This window comes from Ideonella azotifigens (assembly GCF_006519715.1).
Taxonomy (GTDB): Bacteria; Pseudomonadota; Gammaproteobacteria; order Burkholderiales; family Burkholderiaceae_C; genus Ideonella; species Ideonella azotifigens.
In genome coordinates, this window is sequence record NZ_VIDT01000038.1 from 1 (window position 1) to 18,296 (window position 18,296).

Genomic DNA, 18,296 nt, shown 5'->3' on the forward strand with positions numbered 1-18,296 from the left:
CAGCCCGTCTTCCCGCGCCGCTTCCGGGTAGACCGGCAGCGGGTTGCCAGGCAGCGGCTGAGGTGCGCGGGTCAGGCGAGGTGCCGGATTGGCTGCACTGGCGGCGGATGCAGCAGCCACCAGGACTGGCACGGCGCTGGCGGCCGAGACCGCTGGCGCAGGCGCGGGTGTGGCGGTGCTGGCCAAGGCTTCTGAAATGGCGGCCGCCGGTGGCGCAGGCGGCATGCGGATGGGCACAACCGGTGGCAAGGGCCTGCTCCCAGGCTTCGCAGGCACTGCCACCTTGGGCACGGCAGATGACTTCGCGGCGACCTGGATCATGACCAGGGCCGGCGTGTCCACCTGCACCACCACCTCGCGCGACCGGCTGGCCATGGACCACCCCCACAGCACCAGCCCGTGCAGCACCAGCACCACCGCCACACCGCGCCATCGCGGCGCTGTGGGTACAGGCGGAGCGGTGGTGGCAAGCATGGCAGGCGGCAGGCGGCAGGCGCAGCTCAGTGGCCGATCACAACGGTGGCGTCCAGCGCAAGGTCAGCTGGGCTTCGCGGCCGGGGCTGTTGTAGCCCTGGGCCGTCGTGTAGCGCTTGTCGGCCAGGTTGTTGACACGGCCCTCGACGCGCCATTGCGGCGTGATGGCCCAGCCGGCGAACAGGTCCACCAGGCCATACGCCCCCATGCGCGCGTCCGCGGATTCGACGTCGGCGTCATAGCGCTTGCCAACCCAGGTCAGGTCGCTGCCAACCTGGGCCGTGCCCAGTTGCTGCACCAGGTGCAGGCCACCGAAGACCCGGGCGCGGCGCCGCAGTTGGTCGTCGGTCTCTTCGTTCAGCGGGTCCTGCCAGGTGAAGTTCAGCTTGGCGCGCAGGTCACGGGTGATCTGGCCACCAGCCGTCAGCACCAGGCCCTTGATGCGGGCCTTGGCGACGTTGTGCGGCAGGTAGTCCGGCGGCGCGTATTCGATCAGGTCGGTGATGCGGTTGTCGAACAGCGTGGCGGTCAGGTCGGCGCCACCCAGGCGGGTGTCGGCACCAAACTCGAAGCTCTTCGAATGTTCCGGCTTCAGGTCTGGCGTGCCGAAGCCGGGGTAGTACAGCTCGTTGAACGTCGGCGCATGGAAGGCGGTGCCATACGAGGCACGCACGCGGCTGGCGCCGTCCAGCGCATAGGCCCAGCCGAGCTGGCCGGTGCCGTGGTTGCCAAACTGGCTGTTGCGGTCCTGGCGCAGGTCGATCTGCACCGAGTGCGCGCCGAAGCTGCCACGCCAACCCAGCATGCCGCTGCGGATGGTGCGCTCGGTCACGTTGTAAGGCGTGTCGCTGTCGACTTCCTGCTTCAGGAACTCCACGCCCGCGGTGGCGGTGCCACCTGCCAGCGCCACATGATTGAGCCAGCCAAACTGCTGCTGCGTGGTCTTGAAGGTGCCGGGGAAGGTGCTGTAGTCGTTCGACAGGTCGACCGAGCGGCCCACCACAACGCTGGACTGCCAGCGCTCGCTCAGTTTGCCGGACCACTGCAGGGCCATGGTCTGCGTCACCGTGGTGCTGTAGCTGTCCTGCCGGGTGTCGGCGTCTGGATCCGGACCATCGTCGTAATGGACCTTGCTGACGCTGCGCAGCAGCTTCAACGCAACCTGCTGGTCCGGCCCGAAGTGCTGGGTGATGCCGACATGGCCGCCGCGGTTCAGGTAGCCGTCCTTGTCCGGGTTGTAGCCGTAGGTGTTGTCGGCATTGGTGGCATTGATGCCATCGGTGCGCAGGAAATCGATGCCGGCAGACAGCTCGGTCTGTTCGCCGATGCGGCCGGCGTAGCCCGCCACGGCCTGTTGCAGGTTGTGGCTGCCGCCGGTCAGCGAAACGGTGGCGCCGGGCGAGCGCAGCGCGCTCTTCGTGAAGACCTGGATCACGCCGCCAATGGCGTCAGCGCCGTACAGGCTGGATGACGGTCCGGGCAGGACTTCCACACGCTCGATCAACGCCAGCGGAATGGACTCGAACGAAGCGGTGCCCAAGGTGGCCGATCCCAGGCGCACGCCGTCGACGATCAGCACCGTGTGGTCCGAACTGGCACCGCGCATGAAGATGCTGCTGGTCTGGCCCAGGCCGCCGTTGTGCGTGATCTCCACGCCCCCCATCGTGCGCAGCAGGTCGGTCAACGAACCGGCACCGGCCTGGCGGATGTCTTCGGCGGTGATGACCGTGACCGGGCGCACCGAGTCGCGGGTGACGACCTGGCTGCGGGCTGCCGTCACGACGTAGTCGCTGGCCTCGCTGGCCGGCGCAGTTTGCGCGGCGACATGCAGCGGTGCCTGCAGAAGCAGCGCGAGCGCGGCCGGAACACGCAACGCGGCGTGCGACGAGGAATGGGAAAGGCGCAAGGCGGTGCGCAGGCTCATGGGGACAACTTCCGGAAGTCGCTTTGGCAGGCGCGGCACGGCGCAAGGCAGGCCAAAGGCAACAGCACGGCCACCTGCTTCCCCGCGGGTGGCCGCTACATGGCGCGAGAACATGCTCGCGCCCCCTGTTGGCCGGTATCCGGGCTGGTGGCACCAACCGTGCGGCCTTCCCGAAGGTCTTCACCTTCAGTGGCCAGGAGCACGGGCTGAAACGCTGGCGCAGCTTGCGCGAGGCTTCGTCCACTTACCGTTGCGGGGGCAGCACAGGTTGGGCATCGCCTCGTGGAGGCTGGCCTTCCTGTTTCCCGTTTACCCCGGGCCGCAACGAAGCGCAGCCCAGGCACCAAACAGGTGTCAGTTTACACCGGGGTTACGCGGCGCCCTGCGGGCGCGGGTACAGGCCGTGCACCTGCGCGAAGACGCGGGTCAGCCCCAGCAGCGCGTCAATGCCGGGCGTCGGCTCGCCCACGCGCTGGGCGATCTCGCGCACCGCGCCGACGATGCCGTCGAGCTCGATCGTGCGGCCGGCTTCCGCGTCCTGCAGCATCGAGGTCTTGAAGGCGCCCAGGCTGGCGGTGATGCGATGGCGGTCAGCCGGGGTCTGCTCGATCCTGCAGCCGATGCGCGCGCCGACCCGCGCCGCCTCTTCCATCATGCTGGCGCAGAAGGTGCGCAGCAACGGGTCGCCGATGATCAGGTCCACCGTCGCGCCGGTGATGGCCGAGACCGGGTTGGTGGTCAGGTTGCCCCACAGCTTGTACCAGAGCTCGCGCCGCAATTCGGGGCTCTCGACCACCTCCAGCCCACCGCTGCGCAGCAGCTCGGCGACCTGCTGCACACGCGGCGTGACCGGGCCGGCCGCCGGCTCGCCAATGATCAGCTTCTGCCCCATCTGGTGCGCCACCAGGCCGGGCTCCGGGCACGAGGTGCTGGCGTGCACCACGCAGCCAATGATGCGCGAGACAGGCAAGGCCTGGGCGATGTGGCCACCGGGGTCCACGCTGCCAAGCGGCGCAGCACCCAGCTCGGGCACGCCGGCCGAGAACCACCAGGGAATGCCATTCATCGCCGGCAGCAGCACGGTCTGCGGCCCCAGCAGCGGGCCGATGGCGGGCGCAGCAGCGGCCATCGCCTGGCCCTTGACGGCAATGATCACCAGGTCCTGCTCACCCAGTTCGGCAGGTGTCGCGCTGGCGCGCACCGGCGCCTGAGTCAGCGAGCCGTCGGGGTTGCGCAGGCGAAAGCCGTGCTGCTGCAGCGCCGCCAGCGTGTCGCCCCGGGCCACGACGCTGAGCTGCGCCACGCCGGCTGCCGCCAGTCGTGCGCCAATGAAACCGCCAATGGCACCAGCGCCGAAGATGCAAACCCGCATGGGAAAAGTCCTCTGAGTGAGGTTCATGAAAGGAACAAGACGATAGCGCGACCGGAGGCAACGTCGAACAAGTCCTTCTAGACTTGGCCATCAAACCAAACAAGGAGCCGTCCCATGCCAGCACCCGGCGCGATGCGCTTTGGCTACACCATCCTGTACGTCAGCAAGGTCGAGGCCTCGCTGGACTTCTTCGAGCGCGCGTTTGGCATCGGCCGCCGCTTCCTGCACGAATCCGGCGGCTACGGCGAGCTGGACACTGGCGCCACCACGCTGGCGTTTGCCGAGCACAGCATTGGCGAGGGCCACCTGCCCGGTGGCCATGTGCGGGCCGACCAGTCCGAACAGCCGCTGGGCATGGAGGTGGCGCTGGTCTGCGACGACGTGGCCGAGGCCCACCAGCGCGCACTGGCCGCCGGTGGCAAGGAACTGGCCGCACCGCAAGCCATGCCCTGGGGCCAGACAGTCTCCTGGCTGCGCTGCCCGGACGGCTTGCTGGTGGAGTTGTGCACGCCAATGTGAGGTGGCACTGTTTTTCAGTTCAGCAAGGCGCGCAGCCCGGCGACCAGCCGGTCGAGTTCGGCACGTGATGTGTAGATGGCCGGCGTGACCCGCACCACGTCGCCCCGCGCAGGGCCATTGCGCCAGACGGTGAACACGCCATGCTGCTCGTGCAGCGCGGCAACGATGGCCTGGTTCTCCGCGGCGCTGCCACGCCCGCTGAAGCGCAACGAGGTGATGCCGGCGGCCATGCCGGGCTGGTCCGGCGTCAGGATCTCCAGGCCCGGCAGCCCGCGCACCTGCTGCACCCAATGGTCTCGCAGGCTGCGCAGCCTGGCCTGCTTGGCGCTGGCGCCAATGCGCTGATGCAACTGAAGCGCCGCGGGAATGCTGAGCCAGGCGGCGAAGTTCGGTGAACCGGTGTGGATGCGCGAGCGCACGTCGTCGGCCGGATGGTCGCGGTCGCCGAAATACGGGTCGATGGCGGCTAGGCTGCCTTTGCGGATGTACAGGCAACCGCAGCCCAGTGGCGCGCCCACCCATTTGTGCAGGTTGAAGGCGGCATACGGCGCGCCCAGGTCGGCCACGTCGAAATCCAACTGGCCCCAGGAGTGGGCCGCATCGACGATGGCTTCGGCGCCGGCCGCCCGGGCCATCTCGCTGAGTTCCCGCACCGGCATCACCAGGCCGGTGCTGTGGCTCAGGTGGGTCAGCAGCAGCAAGCGGGTGCGTGGGTGCTGGCGCAAGGCGTCTGCATAAGTGGCGAGCACGTTTTCGCGGCTGGCCGGCTCCGGAATTTCCAGCCTGACCGGCAGCACGCCGCGCCGCTCGCGCAGCCATGCCATCGCGTTGCGCATCGCCGGGTAGTCCAGGTCGGCATACAAGACGGTGTCGCCCGGCTGCAGCCGGTTGTAGCCGCTGATCAGGGCCAGCATGGATTCGGTGGCGCCGCGTGTCAGCGCAATTTCCTCCGGCTCGCAGCCCAGCGCTGCGGCCACGCGCTGGCGAATGGCGGCCATTGCGCTCGGCCAGCCTTCGCGGATCATCAGCGTGTTCTCGAAGTTGACGCGCTCGGTCCAGCGCATGAACGCTTGCCGCACCGGCTCGGCCATCACGCCCCAGAAGCCGTTTTCCAGGTTGGCTGTCGCATGGGAAGTCCGGTAAAGGGCGGCCACAGCGGACCAGAACGCCTCATCATGTTCAGGCGCCTGGGCTGAGACCGCCGGCAGGCCGGCAAGGGCAGCGTCGAAAAACGGGAGATGGAAGTCCGGAGCGGGCATGGGTGGGCCTGTGCTGTGGAAGCCAGGACCTTACCAAGAAGCGGCGGCGGGACAGCGGGACGCCGCTGAAACGCACCTGAACGGTGCCGCAGCCGACAGCAAAAGCGCCTGCTGCTGGCCGTCCCCTGTTCGCGGCGCCAATGTTTCGGGCCACACCAGCGTTCACCGGGCGGCTGCAAGGCCTGGGCACAGGCCTCGGGCAGGCAACGTTCTAGGGGGTTTTCGCTGGTGAAGCCGGCGGAAACCGTGCGCATGCCGGAATTGCGCTCCCACGTCAATCGCTAGACTGCCATGTGCGCTTGGCGCACTGGCTGCTTACCTGTTCCAGGCCGGACATCGTGATGCACTTATGATGTTCGCAAGCAAGGGTTTACCGTCGCGATATCCACGGAGTTGAGGGAACAGGCAGCATGCACACGGTCGAGAATGTCGAGCAACGCGTCATTGGAGTCATCTCTGATTTGACGGAAGACTGGGACGTCGAGCTCGAAGGCGGCATTGGTCCCCAGACCACGATGATTGGCGACATCGGCTTCGCGTCGATCGACTTCATCCAGTTGGTCGTGGCGATCGAAGGCGCCTACAAGACCAAGCTCGGGTTCCAGGACCTGTTGATGAAAAACGGCGCTTATGTCGAGGACCTGAGCGTCGCGCAGATTGCCGAGTTCGTCGCCGGCCGGTTGAACGGCTCGTTGCCGGTCGCAGCGCCCGCGCCCGTGGCGGCCAACACCGCCGTCGTCGCCACGCGGCTGACCTCGATTCCCGAAAGCGAGCGTGTCACCCCCGAGAAGCTGGCCAAGTTCCGCGCGAGCATTGCCACCCGCAAGCTGCGCGACGACGGCACGCCAAAGAATCCGCCGGCGCTGTTCGTGCTGTCGCCTCCGCGTTCGGGCTCGACGCTGCTGCGCGTGATCCTGGCCGGCAGCTCCAAGCTGTTTGCCCCGCCCGAACTGCACCTGCTGCCCTACAACACCATGGGCGAGCGCCTGAAGGCCTTGTCCGGCGAGCACACCGAGCACCTGCTGGACGGCACCGTTCGCGCACTGATGCAGTTGCATGGCTGGGAGCCCGAAGCGGCCCGCGCCTTCGTCTCGAAGTGCGAAGCCGACGACATGTCCACCAAGGCCTTCTACAACCTGCTGCAGCAACCGCTGAAGGGCGAGAAGCTGCTGGTCGACAAGACGCCTTCGTACGTGATCGACGTGGACATCCTGAAGCGCATCGAACAAGACTTCGATCGCCCGCTGTACATCCACCTGACGCGCCACCCGCTGGGCATGATCCGCTCGTATGAAGAGTCCAAGCTGCAGCGCCTGATGCCCATGGTTCAGGAAGCCAGCTTCGGCAGCCGCGAGCTGGCCGAGCTGACCTGGCTTACCGCGCAGCAGAACACCGTGGCCGCAGGTCAGCATGTGCCGGCAGACCGTTGGCTGCAGATCCAGTACGAAGACATCGTCTGCAATCCCTCCGCATCCATCGAGAAGATCTGCAGCTTCGCCGGCATTCCGTACGAAGACGCGATGATCAACCCGTACCAGGAAATGGACCAGCGCATGACCGACGGCGTGGACAACGCCTCGAAGATGAGCGGCGACCTGAAGTTCCACCTGCACAACGCCATCAACCCCGATGCCGCGGTGCGCTGGAAGCAGTTCTACTCCGAAGACATCCTCGGCGCGCAGACCCGCGAAGTGGCGGCGTCACTGGGCTACTGATCTTCCGCATCCCCAGACAGGCTCGCTTCGGCGGGCCTGTTTTGTTTGGGGTGCCAGCTCCCGCACAGGTGATGAACCGTTCAACAATCGGCCATCGTCCACCCCACGCCGTCGCATGAGCCCGATCAACACCCACTTCAAGCTCGAAGGCAGGCTGAAGGCCGCGGCATTGCTGGCGCTCGGCGTTGGTTTGGCTCTGCTGCTGCCCTCGCTGATGGGCGCAACGGCGGGCGAAACAGGGGCCTGGGTGCCGGCCTGGAGTGCGGCACCGGACTCGGCAGGGCCGGCGATGAAGCCCCAAACCATCCGGCAAGTGCTGCGCGCCGGCTCGGGTGGCGACAAGCTGCGAATCAAGCTGTCGAACCTTCTGGGCGACGGGCCGCTGCTGGTCGGGCCGGTGCATGTGGGCCTGCATGGCGTGGGCTCGGCCATCGTCGCGGGCAGCGACCGTGCGCTGAGCTTTGGTGGCCAGGCCACGCTGCGCATTGCCAAGGGTGAAAGCGCCTGGAGCGACCCGCTGGACCTGCCGGTGGCAGCGCTGCAGGAACTGGCCGTGAGCCTTTACCTGCCCGAAGGCGCCAGCGCGCCGACGATCCACACGGTGGGCATGCAGACGGCCTACCTGGTCGACGGCCTGGACATGGCCGGTGCCGCCGCCCTGCCCCGCGCCGACACCGACGACAGCCGCTACCTGCTGACCGACCTGCAGGTGCTTCCGACCAAGGCGAGCGGCCCGGCACGCACGCTGGTGGCTGTAGGTGACTCCATCACCGACGGCGTGGGCTCAGGACTGGATGCCAACGCACGCTGGCCCGACGCGCTGGCTGCGCGCCTGCGAAAGGACCCCGCGCTGGCCGATGTGGCCGTGGTCAACGCCGGCATTGCCGGCAACCGCATCCTGAACGACGGCTCGGATCCCTACCTTGGCCCGAGCACGCTCGCTCGTTTCCAGCGCGACGTGCTGGACCAGCCCGGTGTGCACTGGGTGGTGCTGCTGCAAGGCATCAACGACATCACCGCCAGCGGCCTGCTGGACAGCCCCAAGGACAAGGTCAGCGCGGCCCAGGTCATCGAAGGCATGAAGACGCTGGTGGCACACGCCCACGCAGCCGGCGTGCAGGTCTGGGGTGCCACGTTGCTGCCACGCGGCGGCTCGACCGGCCCGCGCGGCCAGACACCAGCGGCCGAGGCGATGCGAGTGGAGGTCAACCGCTGGATCACCAGCGCGGGCGCCTTCGACCGGGTGCTGGATTTCGACCGCCTGATGGCCGACCCGGCCCGGCCCAGCTACCTGAACCCGGTCTTCGACAGCGGCGACCACACGCATCCGAATGCCGCGGGTTATCGCGTGATGGCGGCTGCCATCGATCTGCAGGCGCTCAGGAACTGAGCCGACCCACCGGCGCTCAGGCCAGGTTCACGCCCGGCAGCAGCGTCGACAAGTCGTCGCCAGTCTCTTCCAACTGCACCAGCGTGGCCTGGCGGGCGGCCAGCGCGTCACGGTTGCGCAGCGCCGTCAGGATCGCCTTGTGGCGCGGCAGCGAAAGCTCGTGGGTGTTGGGCACCTGGCTGCTGAGGATGATGGACTCGCGCAGCGCGAGGGACAGCATGTTGCCGATGTAGGCCAGCAGGTCGTTGTTGGTGGCCTCGGCAATGCGGCGGTGAAACGCCAGGTCGGGTTCCAGCAGTTCCTCGGTGGTGCGCGCTGCGGCCATGCCGGAGAAAGCCTCGGCAATGGCCTCGATCTGGTCCTCGGTCGCAGCCTTGGCGGCCAGCGCGGCAGCGGCGGGCTCGAAGACGCGGCGCACCGTCAGCAGCGTGCTGACGAACTCGGGCTGCGGCTTGGTCTGGATCAGCCAGTACAGCACGTCCGGGTCCAGCAGATGCCACTCGTTGCGCGGCCGGACGATGGCGCCCGAGCGCTGCTTGGACACCACCAGCCCCTTGGCCACCAGCACCCGCACGGCTTCGCGCAGCACCGGCCGGCTCACGTCGTATTTCTCCAGCAGCACCGCCTCGGCCGGCAGCCGGTCGCCCGGCTTCAACGCACCGGCCAGGATGGCCAGGCCAAGCTCGCGCACGATGCGTCCATGCATGCTCTTGCCTTCGGGCTGAAGGCGATAGGTGGACTGCGCCGTGCGACTGTTCATTCCCGCCATTCTCCGTCTCCAGGCAGATGCCGCAGGAACCGTAACACAGTGATTTGCGCGCGATCAGCCGCAGCCGCCCATCGGACGGCCCACGCGACCGAAGGTGCGAATCGGCGCCTCAGCCAGCCGCCGTATACGCCGTCTTCACCGTGGTGTAGAACTCCTTGGCATGGCTGCCCTGCTCGCGCGGGCCGTAGCTGGAGCCCTTGCTGCCGCCAAACGGCACGTGGTAGTCCACGCCCGCGGTCGGCAGGTTGACCATCACCATGCCGGCCTGCGCGGCCAGCTTGAAGTGGGTGGCGTGTTTCAGCGAGGTGGTGCAGATGCCGGCCGAGAGGCCAAACTCGGTGTCGTTGGCCGTCGCCAGCGCTTCTTCGTAGTCGCGCACGCGGATCACGTTGGCCACCGGGCCGAAGACTTCCTCGCGGCTGATGGTCATCGCGTTGGTCGTTTCGGTGATCAACGCCGGCATCTGGAAGAAGCCCTTCGTCTCGCGTTCCAGCACCTCGCCGCCAAACGCCAGCTTGCCGCCTTCCGTCTGCGCCAGCGCCACGTAGCGCAGGTTCTGCGCCAGTTGCTTTTCATCGACGACGGGGCCGATGTCGGTGCCGGCTTTCAACGCATGGTCCACCTTCAGCGTGCGCAGCTTGGCCAGCACCTTGTCGACGAACGCGTCATGCACGCCTTCGGTGACGATGATGCGGCTCGAAGCCGTGCAGCGCTGGCCGGTCGAGAAATACGCACTTTGCACCGCGGCGTTGACAGCCACGTCCAGGTCGGCGTCGTCCAGCACCACCAGCGGGTTCTTGCCACCCATCTCGGCCTGCACCTTGGCCTGGCGGGCAGCGCAGCTGTTGATGATGCGCCGGCCGGTGCCGACCGAGCCGGTGAAGCTCACCGCGCGCACCAGCGGCGAATCCACCAGCGTCTGGCCCACTTGCGAGCCCGGGCCCATCACCAGGTTGAACACGCCCTTCGGAAGCGCCGTGCGGCTGAGGATGTCGGCCAGCGTCCAGCCACAGCCGGGCACCAGTTCGGCCGGCTTGAAGACCACGCAGTTGCCGTAGGCCAGCGCCGGGGCGATCTTCCAGGCCGGGATGGCGATGGGAAAGTTCCACGGCGCGATCAGCCCGACCACGCCAACCGGCTGCCGCAGCACGTCCACGCCCACGCCCGGCCGCACGGAGGCCAGGTGTTCGCCGCCGCCTCGCAGCGCCTCGCCCGCGAAGAACTTGAAGATCATCGCGGCGCGGTGCGTCTCGCCAATGCCTTCAGGCAAGGTCTTGCCCTCTTCGCGCGACAGCAGTCGGCCGATCTCGTCCTTGCGCGCCAGCAGTTCGTTGCCCACGGCGTCCAGCACGTCGAAACGCTGCTGCGGCGTGCTCATGGCCCAGCCCGGGAATGCGGCCTGCGCGGCAGCGATGGCGGCTTCGGTCTGCGCCGCATCGGCCTGCGCGTAGTGGCCGATCACGTCGCTGGTGTCGGACGGGTTGATGTTCGGCCGCGTGCCTGCGCCGGCCACCCATTCGCCATTGATGTAGTTCTGGAAGGTGTTGCTCATGATGAGGTGCCTCTTTTGATTCAGGCCCAACGCAGGACCAGCGGATCGAGGCGCTTCGCCGCGTCCAGCAGGCCGGCGCGCACGGCAGGGTTCATCGCCGGGAACGGATGCCGCGGCGCGTCGCAGGCGATTACGCCGCCTTCCTTCATCAAGGCCTTGGCGGTCAGGATGCCGCCCTGGCGGTTCTCGTAGTTGATCAGCGGCAGCCAGCGCGCGTAGGCGGCCACAGCTTCCTCGCGACGGCCGGCGGCGTAGGCGTCGACGATGGTGCGGATGCCGTCCGGGAAGGCACCGCCGGTCATCGCGCCGGTCGCGCCAGCGTCCAGGTCGGCCAGCAGCGTGATGGCCTCTTCGCCGTCCCACGGGCCTTCGATGTCCGCGCCACCAATGGCGATCAGCTCGCGCAGCTTGCTGGCCGCACCGGCGGTTTCGATCTTGAAGTACGCAACGTTCTCGATCTCGCGCGCCATGCGGGCCAGGAAGGGTGCGCTCAGCACCGTGCCGCTGACCGGCGCGTCCTGGATCATGATGGGAATGTCGATGGCGTCGGACAGCTGGCTGTAGAAGCCGTGGATCTGCGCTTCGGACACGCGGATGGTGGCGCCGTGGTAGGGCGGCATGACCATCACCATGGCGGCGCCCATGTCCTGCGCGCGGCGGCTGCGCGCGGCGCAGATCTGCGTACCGAAGTGGGTGGTGGTGACGATCACCGGCACCCGGCCGGCCACGTGTTCGAGGATGGTCTTCGCAAGCACCTCGCGCTCGTCATCGCCCAGCACAAACTGCTCGGAGAAGTTGGCCAGGATGCACAGGCCGGTCGAGCCGGCGGCTATCATGAAGTCGACGCAGCGCTTCTGGCTTTCCAGGTCCAGCCCGCCTTGTTCATTGAAGGTCGTGGGCACGACAGGGAACACACCCTTGTACCGCGCAGCTTGTTGATGAGTGCTCATGAGGTATCTCTTCAGGAAGTCGGGGTTCAGTGACTCAGTGAGAATGGCGCGGCACCGCCGCCCCGCGGCAGCCGACCAGGAAGTCGAAGTCGCAGCCCTGGTCGGCCTGCATCACGTGCTTCACGTACAGGTGGCGGTAGCCGGTGGCGTCGGCCGGGTCGACCTGCTGCACCGCGGCCCAGGCGACCAGGCGGGCGGCCAGTTCTTCGTCCGTCACGTCCAGGTGCAGCCGGCCGGTCTCGGCATCCAGTTCGATCCAGTCACCCTCCTGCACCACCGCCAGCGGGCCGCCCGCGCGCGCCTCGGGCGCCACGTGCAGCACCACGGTGCCGTAGGCGGTGCCGCTCATGCGGGCGTCGGAAATGCGCACCATGTCGGTCACGCCCTGGGCCAGCAGCTTGGGCGGCAGGCCCATGTTGCCGACCTCGGCCATGCCGGGGTAGCCGCGCGGGCCACAGTTTTTCAGCACCATCACCGAGTCGGCCGTGATGTCCAGGTCCGGGTCGACGATGCGTTCCTTGTAGTGCTCCAGGCTCTCGAAGACCACCGCGCGGCCGCGGTGCTTGAGCAGGTGGGCGCTGGCGGCCGAGGGCTTGAGCACCGCGCCGTTGGGCGCCAGGTTGCCACGCAGCACGCGGATGCTGCCGTCCGGCACCAGCGGCTTGGTCAACGGACGGATCACCTCTTCGTCGTGGATTGCCGCATCCTTGACGTTGTCCCAGATGCTCTTGCCATTGGCCGTCAGCGCATTCGGGTGCGGCAGCAGCCCGGCCTCGCCCAGCCGGCGCAGCACGCCCGGCAGGCCGCCGGCGTAGTAGAACTCTTCCATCAGGAAACGGCCCGAGGGCAGCAGGTCCACCAGCGTAGGCGTGCCGTGGCCGACCGAGGTCCAGTCGTCCAGTTGCAGGTCCACGCCAATGCGGCCGGCAATCGCCTTCAGGTGGATCACCGCGTTGGTCGAGCCGCCGATGGCGGCATTGGTGCGGATGGCGTTTTCGAAAGCTTCGCGGGTCAGCAGCTTGGACAGCGTCAGGCCCTCGTTGACCATCTCGACGATGCGGCTGCCCGAGAGATGCGCCAGCACCTGTCGCCGTGCGTCCACCGCCGGGATGGCGGCGTTGTGCGGCAGGCTCACACCCAGCGATTCCGCCATGCAGGCCATGGTGGACGCCGTGCCCATGGTGTTGCAGGTGCCGGCCGAGCGCGCATGGCCAGCCTCAGCGGCAAGGAAGTCGTTGATCGAGATGGTGCCGGCCTTGACCTGCTCGCTGAGCTGCCAGACCGCCGTGCCCGAGCCGATGTTCTTGCCGTTGAGCTTGCCGTTCAGCATCGGCCCGCCGGTGACGACGATGGCCGGCACGTCACAGCTGGCCGCGCCCATCAGCAGCGCAGGCGTGGTCTTGTCGCAGCCGACCAGCAGCACCACGCCGTCGATCGGATTGCCGCGGATCGACTCCTCCACGTCCATGCTGGCCAGGTTGCGCGTGAGCATGGCCGTGGGCCGCAGGTTCGATTCACCGTTGGAGAACACCGGGAACTCGACCGGGAAGCCACCGGCCTCCAGGATGCCGCGCTTCACATGCTCGGCCAGCTTGCGGAAGTGGGCGTTGCAGGGCGTCAGCTCGCTCCAGGTGTTGCAGATGCCGATGATGGGCTTGCCCTGGAATTCGTGATCCGGGATGCCTTGGTTCTTCATCCAGCTTCGGTACATGAAGCCGTTTTTGTCGGCAGTGCCGAACCATGCAGCGGACCTGAGCTTGACGGGGGGCTTGGACATGAGGCTCTCTCAAACAGGAGTCGACATTAAAGTATGACTAATTGTGGCACGTCACTCGGGTAAACCCTGAAACTTCCGCAAGACTTCTCACTAAAGTATTACTAATAAAATGCCAGCAGTGTTCAGTGACCCTGTTGGCGGAGTTCCCTCATGACTGTTTTCGCGCGCTACCCCAGCCTGGCCGACCGCCGGGTGTTGATCACTGGCGGCGCCACCGGCATCGGTGCCTGCTTGGTCGAACAATTCGCGCTGCAAGGCGCAGCGGTGGGCTTCATCGACATTGACGCCGCCGCCGGCAAGGCCCTGGCCGCGAAACTGCAGGACGGTGCACGCCGCGGCCCGTATTTCGTCGCCGCCGACCTGACCGACACCGCCGCACTGCAGCGCGCCATCCACACGCTGCGCGACGCGCTGGGAGGCCGCATCACGGTGCTGCTGAACAACGCCGCCAACGACAAGCGCCACGCGCTGGAAAGCGTCACACCCGAACAGTGGGACGCAGGCCTGGCCGTCAACCTCAAGCACCAGTTCTTCGCCGCGCAGGCGGTGCTGCCGGACATGCGCGCTGCCGGCGGCGGCAGCATCGTCAACTTCGGCTCCATCAGCTGGAAGCTCAAGCAAGGCGGCATGCCGGCCTACACCACCGCCAAGGCCGCGGTGCAGGGCCTCACGCGCTCGCTGGCACGCGACCTCGGGCCACACAACATCCGCGTCAACACCCTCGTGCCGGGCTGGGTGATGACCGACAAGCAGCTCGCGCTGTGGGTGGACGATGCGGCCCGTGCCGAGATCGCCAAGGGCCAGTGCATCAACCAGCCGCTGATGGCCGAGCACATCGCCCGCATGGCGCTGTTCCTCGCGGCGGACGACAGCGCCATGTGCACCGCGCAGGACTTCATCGTGGACGGCGGCTGGGTCTGACCGCCATGACCACGATCCACTCCCGTCCCTACGGCACGCTGCCCGACGGCAGCATCGTCGACGAATACACGCTGGACAACGGCCGAGGCCTGGTGCTGCGCGCCATCACCTACGGCGGCATCGTGACCTCGCTGCAGGTGCCGGACCGCGCCGGCCGGTCGGCCAACGTGGTGCTGGGTTTCGACGCGCTGGACGACTACGTGCTGCGCAACCCGCACTTCGGCGTCATCGTCGGCCGTTATGCCAACCGCATTGCCGGCGGCCGTTTCACGCTGGACGGCGAAACCCACCAGCTGCCGATCAACGATGGCCCGAACTGCCTGCACGGCGGCCCGCGTGGCTTCGGCACCCGGCTGTGGCAGGCCGAGATAGAGGGCGACACGCTGCACCTGCGCTACCGCAGCGAACACGGAGAAGAAGGCTTCCCCGGCACGCTGGACCTCAGCGTGCGCTACCGGCTGGACGACGCACAAGGCTGGCGCGTGGACTACGAGGCCCGCTGCGACCGGCCCACCGTCGTCAACCTCAGCCACCACGACTACTTCAACCTCGCCGGCGCCGGCTCGGCCGTCGGCCACCGGCTGCAGCTGAACGCCAGCCGCTACACCGAGGTCGACACCGCACTGATCCCCAGCCGCATTGCCGATGTGGCCGGCACGCCGTTCGACTTCCGCAGCAGCCAGGTCGTCGAAGCCCGGCTGCGCGAGGGCCACGAGCAGTTGCGCCTGGCCCGCGGCTACGACCACAACTGGCTGCTGGACGCGCCGCAGGACGGCCAGCTGCACCTCGCCGCGCGGCTGGAAGACCCGGCCTCCGGCCGCGTGATGACGGTGCACACCACCGAACCCGCCGTGCAGTTCTACTCCGGCAACTTCCTCGACGGCACGCTGCGCGGCCAAGGCGGCCAGCTCTACCGCCAGGGCGACGGCCTGTGCCTGGAAACCCAGCACAACCCCGACTCGCCTAACCACCCCGCAAGCGCCGACTGGCCGAGCACCGTGCTGCGCCCCGGCGAGGTTTTCCGCAGCAGCACCGAACACCGCTTCTCTACACTGCCCGGCTGACTGGCAGAGACAGCGGAGATCACCATGCCCACCGTGTTCGACAAGCTGAACCTGAAGGCCAGCGCGAGATCCTCGTGGTCAACGCGCCTGCGTCCTTCGAGCCGGCCTTAGCCACGCTGGTGGGTGTCAAGGTGCTGCGCGACCCGGCGGAGGTCCAGGCGGTGCATTTCGCGCTTGCGTTTGCCACGCAGCAAACCGAGGTTGATCGCTTGTCCGGGCTGCTGGCCGGCAAGGCCGAGGGCGACGCGCTGCTGTGGTTCGCCTACCCAAAAGGCACCTCCAAACGCTACCGCTGCGACTTCAACCGCGACACCGGCTGGGCCGTGCTGCAGGGCGCCGGCTTCGAAACCGTGCGCGCGGTGGCGATTGACGAAGATTGGTCCGCGCTGCGTTTTCGGCGGTTGGCCTATATCAAGACCACGGCCTCGAAATAATATGCAGCCACGCGCCCGAGTGGGCCGCCATTGACATTGCGATTCGCATTTTCAGCGAACTCCTCCAGGCGCTCCCACACCCGCAATGCAGCGGCCCACTCACGCTCATTTCTGAATCGGGTATTTCGAATCAAGAAATAGTTGACAGGGCTGAACCATATCTGGGGGACAAGGCAAGTCCCATCCCCCAAAGGGGGGAAATCAAGTGGCTCAACCCATCCCATCACATCGCCATGCACCACATCCGCTTCACTGACCACCAGGACGTGCCGCAAGCCGAGGCGGGCGTCGTCGATGCGGGCCTGGACGCAGCCAACCAACAGGCGAGAGCGCTGCAGGACGTGCGTGGCCTGTCGGTGTTTGCCAGAACGGCAGCAGACGAGGTGATCGGCGGCGCGGTGGGTCGCACCTGGGGAGATTGCTGCGAGTTGCAGGAATTGTGGGTGGCGCCCGCATTGAGAAACCAGGGGCTGGCCAGCACGCTGCTCGGGCGTTTCGAGGATTTGGCCGCGCAAAGGGGTTGCCGGCTGCTTTATCTCTACACCTTCAGTTTTCAAGCGCCTGATTTTTATCGCAAGCGCGGTTATCAGCTTGCATTCTGTCTTCGGGGGTTTTCTCAGGGCGTCGAGAAATACCTGATGCAAAAATCGCTCGCCGCGGGCTGAGGCTGTCGCGCACGCTGCAGCCCGTCAGCCTCTCGCGACGGCCGCGTCCACGTGCTTCAATGCAGGCAACCATTGGCCGCATCGCCGATGCAGACACGACGCCCTCATGCTGATTGCACCGCCCACCACTGACGAGACGCAACGCCTGGCCTTGCTGCGCTCGCTGGACCTGCTGACGGAGCTGGCCGGCAATGCGCAGCGCGAGATCCAGCACCGCGAGGCTGCGGTGCACGCCCGCCAGCAGGTGGACTCGCTGCAAGCAGTGCTGGCGCAACGCGTGGCCGAGCGCACGGCCGAGCTGCAGCGCTCGGAAGCGGCCCTCGCCAGGCTCAACCGCGAACAAGGCCTGATGCTGGACAACGACCTGGTCGGCATCGTCAAGCTGCGCCAGCGCCGCATCGTCTGGCACGACCGGGCATGGCGCACATGTTCGGCTACCGCCCCGGCGCGAACGCCTGCGCCAGCGCTGAAAATGGCTTGCACCGCTGCAGGCGCTGGCCGACACTTTGCAGGCTGCCCGACGCACGAGGCCATGCGATGAAACACCAGCAATCCCATCCCTACCGCATCCCGGCCTTGTTGCTGCTGTCCGTGCTCACCTCCGGTGCGATGGCCGACTGGGGGCCGGCGCCCGTCGCTGAAATCGCCGTCGCCAGCCTCGTCGCAAGTGCCCAGGTCACACCGCCGGAAAACGACCTGGTGCTGGTCAACCAGCTGGCTTATGACCTGAAGGTGCCGCTGACCCAGATCTCCCTGGCCCGCCTCAGCGAACCGCAGCGCGGCGACATGGTCACCCTCCTCTCGCCGCGGAACCAGGAACGGCTGGTCAAGCGCGTGGCCGCCGTGCCGGGCGACCTGGTGGAGCTGCGCGGCAGCACGCTCTACGTCAACCACAAGCCCGCCGGCTTCGGCGCGCCGGACGAAAAGCTCGGCACCCCGGCGCCACACGCGGACGACGCCGTCCGGTCCGCAGCGACGCAGGCCAGCCAAAAGCTCGACAAAGCCGAGAAGCTTGGCTTTGGCCCGACCCAGTTGCCGGCGGACCGCTACTTCGTGCTCGGCGACAACCCGGACGACACCGAGGACTCGCGTTTCTTCGGCCTGGTGGCCCGCGAAGGCATCGTCGGCCGCACCCACCATGTCGTGCTGTCCACCGACCTGCTGGGCGGCTGGGCGCAGCGCCTGGAGCGTGGTCTCAGCGTGTTCCGCTGAGCCCTGCAGCGCGGTGCGCAGGCCGGGCCGGCCGGCCATGTCGACCCTTGGCGCCGCGCTGGTTCTGACGCTGCTCGGCACCCCGGCACAAGCCGAGGACGTTCGCCGCAACTGGTTCGGCGATCCATTCTTCCCGCTGGTCGGCACCCTGACCGGCTGCCCTGCGCCGCTGGGCCCGTTGTTGACAGAGGCCGAGCGCCGCGTGCAGGCGCATCACCGCGCCGAAAAAGGCACCACCTGCTGGCTGGCCGGCAAGTGCGACACGCCCAGTGCCTATGCGCATGACGACGAGATTGCCG

At 67.4% G+C, this 18,296-nt stretch carries 16 protein-coding genes, 2 pseudogenes and 1 riboswitch; of the genes and pseudogenes, 10 read left to right on the plus strand and 8 right to left on the minus strand.

The features are described from left to right. The 3 genes and pseudogenes from FKP22_RS04670 to FKP22_RS04680 form a co-directional block, all read right to left on the minus strand. Positions 1-474, minus strand: a pseudogene (locus tag FKP22_RS04670) (hypothetical protein); the annotation flags it as partial. 37 nt (positions 475-511) lie between these two features. Further along, positions 512-2,398 carry a TonB-dependent receptor domain-containing protein gene (locus FKP22_RS04675; RefSeq protein WP_170200748.1) on the minus strand — a complete coding sequence of 629 codons (1,887 nt, stop codon included), beginning with the start codon at positions 2,396-2,398 and terminating at the stop codon, positions 512-514. A 113-nt stretch (positions 2,399-2,511) separates the two neighbouring features. Then, positions 2,512-2,761: riboswitch (cobalamin riboswitch) on the minus strand. Positions 2,762-2,768: 7 nt separating this feature from the next. Next, positions 2,769-3,770, minus strand: coding sequence for a 2-dehydropantoate 2-reductase (locus tag FKP22_RS04680; protein WP_141285666.1), 1,002 nt, complete (start codon positions 3,768-3,770; stop codon positions 2,769-2,771). 132 nt (positions 3,771-3,902) lie between these two features. Here FKP22_RS04680 and FKP22_RS04685 point away from each other — a divergent pair, with 132 nt between their 5' ends. Further along, entirely contained in the window at positions 3,903-4,289 is a 387-nt protein-coding gene (locus FKP22_RS04685; RefSeq protein ID WP_141285690.1) for a VOC family protein, read from the plus strand. A gap of 14 nt (positions 4,290-4,303) precedes the next feature. Here the strand turns inward: FKP22_RS04685 and FKP22_RS04690 are convergent, their stop codons facing one another. Further along, a complete protein-coding gene (locus FKP22_RS04690) occupies positions 4,304-5,548 on the minus strand; it encodes an aminotransferase class V-fold PLP-dependent enzyme (RefSeq protein WP_141285668.1) in 1,245 nt (414 codons plus the stop codon). 410 nt (positions 5,549-5,958) lie between these two features. Here FKP22_RS04690 and FKP22_RS31820 point away from each other — a divergent pair, with 410 nt between their 5' ends. Both FKP22_RS31820 and FKP22_RS04700 read left to right on the plus strand, forming a co-directional pair. Beyond that, a complete protein-coding gene (locus FKP22_RS31820) occupies positions 5,959-7,263 on the plus strand; it encodes a sulfotransferase (RefSeq protein ID WP_170200749.1) in 1,305 nt (434 codons plus the stop codon). Positions 7,264-7,378: 115 nt separating this feature from the next. Continuing rightward, on the plus strand, positions 7,379-8,653 hold the full coding sequence (locus FKP22_RS04700) for an SGNH/GDSL hydrolase family protein (RefSeq protein WP_170200750.1): 1,275 nt from the start codon (positions 7,379-7,381) through the stop codon (positions 8,651-8,653). 16 nt (positions 8,654-8,669) lie between these two features. Here FKP22_RS04700 and FKP22_RS04705 read toward each other — a convergent pair whose 3' ends face one another. From FKP22_RS04705 to FKP22_RS04720, 4 genes are all read right to left on the minus strand, one after another. Then, positions 8,670-9,413 carry a FadR/GntR family transcriptional regulator gene (locus FKP22_RS04705; protein WP_141285672.1) on the minus strand — a complete coding sequence of 248 codons (744 nt, stop codon included), beginning with the start codon at positions 9,411-9,413 and terminating at the stop codon, positions 8,670-8,672. A 118-nt stretch (positions 9,414-9,531) separates the two neighbouring features. Beyond that, a complete protein-coding gene (locus FKP22_RS04710; protein ID WP_141285674.1) occupies positions 9,532-10,974 on the minus strand; it encodes an aldehyde dehydrogenase family protein in 1,443 nt (480 codons plus the stop codon). 20 nt (positions 10,975-10,994) lie between these two features. Beyond that, a complete protein-coding gene (locus FKP22_RS04715; RefSeq protein ID WP_141285676.1) occupies positions 10,995-11,924 on the minus strand; it encodes a dihydrodipicolinate synthase family protein in 930 nt (309 codons plus the stop codon). A gap of 34 nt (positions 11,925-11,958) precedes the next feature. Continuing rightward, positions 11,959-13,701, minus strand: coding sequence for an IlvD/Edd family dehydratase (locus FKP22_RS04720; RefSeq protein WP_141285678.1), 1,743 nt, complete (start codon positions 13,699-13,701; stop codon positions 11,959-11,961). A 150-nt stretch (positions 13,702-13,851) separates the two neighbouring features. Between FKP22_RS04720 and FKP22_RS04725 the strand changes: the two genes are divergently transcribed. The 7 genes and pseudogenes from FKP22_RS04725 to FKP22_RS04750 form a co-directional block, all read left to right on the plus strand. Continuing rightward, on the plus strand, positions 13,852-14,622 hold the full coding sequence (locus FKP22_RS04725; RefSeq protein WP_141285680.1) for an SDR family NAD(P)-dependent oxidoreductase: 771 nt from the start codon (positions 13,852-13,854) through the stop codon (positions 14,620-14,622). Positions 14,623-14,627: 5 nt separating this feature from the next. Then, positions 14,628-15,686, plus strand: a complete 1,059-nt coding sequence (locus FKP22_RS04730) for an aldose epimerase family protein (protein WP_141285682.1) — start codon at positions 14,628-14,630, stop codon at positions 15,684-15,686. A gap of 74 nt (positions 15,687-15,760) precedes the next feature. Beyond that, positions 15,761-16,120, plus strand: a complete 360-nt coding sequence (locus FKP22_RS04735) for a hypothetical protein (RefSeq protein WP_211361306.1) — start codon at positions 15,761-15,763, stop codon at positions 16,118-16,120. Between the two features lie 233 nt (positions 16,121-16,353). Then, positions 16,354-16,785 (plus strand): GNAT family N-acetyltransferase, encoded by a 432-nt coding sequence (locus FKP22_RS04740; protein WP_141285686.1) that lies wholly within the window; start codon positions 16,354-16,356, stop codon positions 16,783-16,785. 106 nt (positions 16,786-16,891) lie between these two features. After that, entirely contained in the window at positions 16,892-17,326 is a 435-nt protein-coding gene (locus FKP22_RS31825) for a hypothetical protein (RefSeq protein ID WP_170200751.1), read from the plus strand. Beyond that, positions 17,323-17,997: a signal peptidase I gene (gene lepB / locus FKP22_RS04745; protein ID WP_170200752.1), complete on the plus strand. Its 675-nt coding sequence runs from the start codon at positions 17,323-17,325 to the stop codon at positions 17,995-17,997. The genes FKP22_RS31825 and lepB overlap by 4 nt, the downstream gene beginning before the upstream one ends. A 37-nt stretch (positions 17,998-18,034) precedes the next feature. Beyond that, a pseudogene (locus tag FKP22_RS04750) lies at positions 18,035-18,296 on the plus strand (BON domain-containing protein); the annotation flags it as partial.

Coding starts and splice junctions, on each gene's coding strand:
- FKP22_RS04685 (WP_141285690.1), top strand. CDS start 3,903: ATGCGCTTTGGCTACACCATCCTGTACGTCAGCAAGGTCGAGGCCTCG.
- FKP22_RS04730 (WP_141285682.1), top strand. CDS start 14,628: ATGACCACGATCCACTCCCGTCCCTACGGCACGCTGCCCGACGGCAGC.
- FKP22_RS31825 (WP_170200751.1), top strand. CDS start 16,892: ATGCTGATTGCACCGCCCACCACTGACGAGACGCAACGCCTGGCCTTG.
- lepB (WP_170200752.1), top strand. CDS start 17,323: ATGAAACACCAGCAATCCCATCCCTACCGCATCCCGGCCTTGTTGCTG.
- FKP22_RS04675 (WP_170200748.1), bottom strand. CDS start 2,398: ATGAGCCTGCGCACCGCCTTGCGCCTTTCCCATTCCTCGTCGCACGCC.
- FKP22_RS04690 (WP_141285668.1), bottom strand. CDS start 5,548: ATGCCCGCTCCGGACTTCCATCTCCCGTTTTTCGACGCTGCCCTTGCC.
- FKP22_RS31820 (WP_170200749.1), top strand. CDS start 5,959: ATGCACACGGTCGAGAATGTCGAGCAACGCGTCATTGGAGTCATCTCT.
- FKP22_RS04720 (WP_141285678.1), bottom strand. CDS start 13,701: ATGTCCAAGCCCCCCGTCAAGCTCAGGTCCGCTGCATGGTTCGGCACT.
- FKP22_RS04710 (WP_141285674.1), bottom strand. CDS start 10,974: ATGAGCAACACCTTCCAGAACTACATCAATGGCGAATGGGTGGCCGGC.
- FKP22_RS04725 (WP_141285680.1), top strand. CDS start 13,852: ATGACTGTTTTCGCGCGCTACCCCAGCCTGGCCGACCGCCGGGTGTTG.
- FKP22_RS04705 (WP_141285672.1), bottom strand. CDS start 9,413: ATGAACAGTCGCACGGCGCAGTCCACCTATCGCCTTCAGCCCGAAGGC.
- FKP22_RS04715 (WP_141285676.1), bottom strand. CDS start 11,924: ATGAGCACTCATCAACAAGCTGCGCGGTACAAGGGTGTGTTCCCTGTC.
- FKP22_RS04680 (WP_141285666.1), bottom strand. CDS start 3,770: ATGCGGGTTTGCATCTTCGGCGCTGGTGCCATTGGCGGTTTCATTGGC.
- FKP22_RS04700 (WP_170200750.1), top strand. CDS start 7,379: ATGAGCCCGATCAACACCCACTTCAAGCTCGAAGGCAGGCTGAAGGCC.
- FKP22_RS04740 (WP_141285686.1), top strand. CDS start 16,354: ATGCACCACATCCGCTTCACTGACCACCAGGACGTGCCGCAAGCCGAG.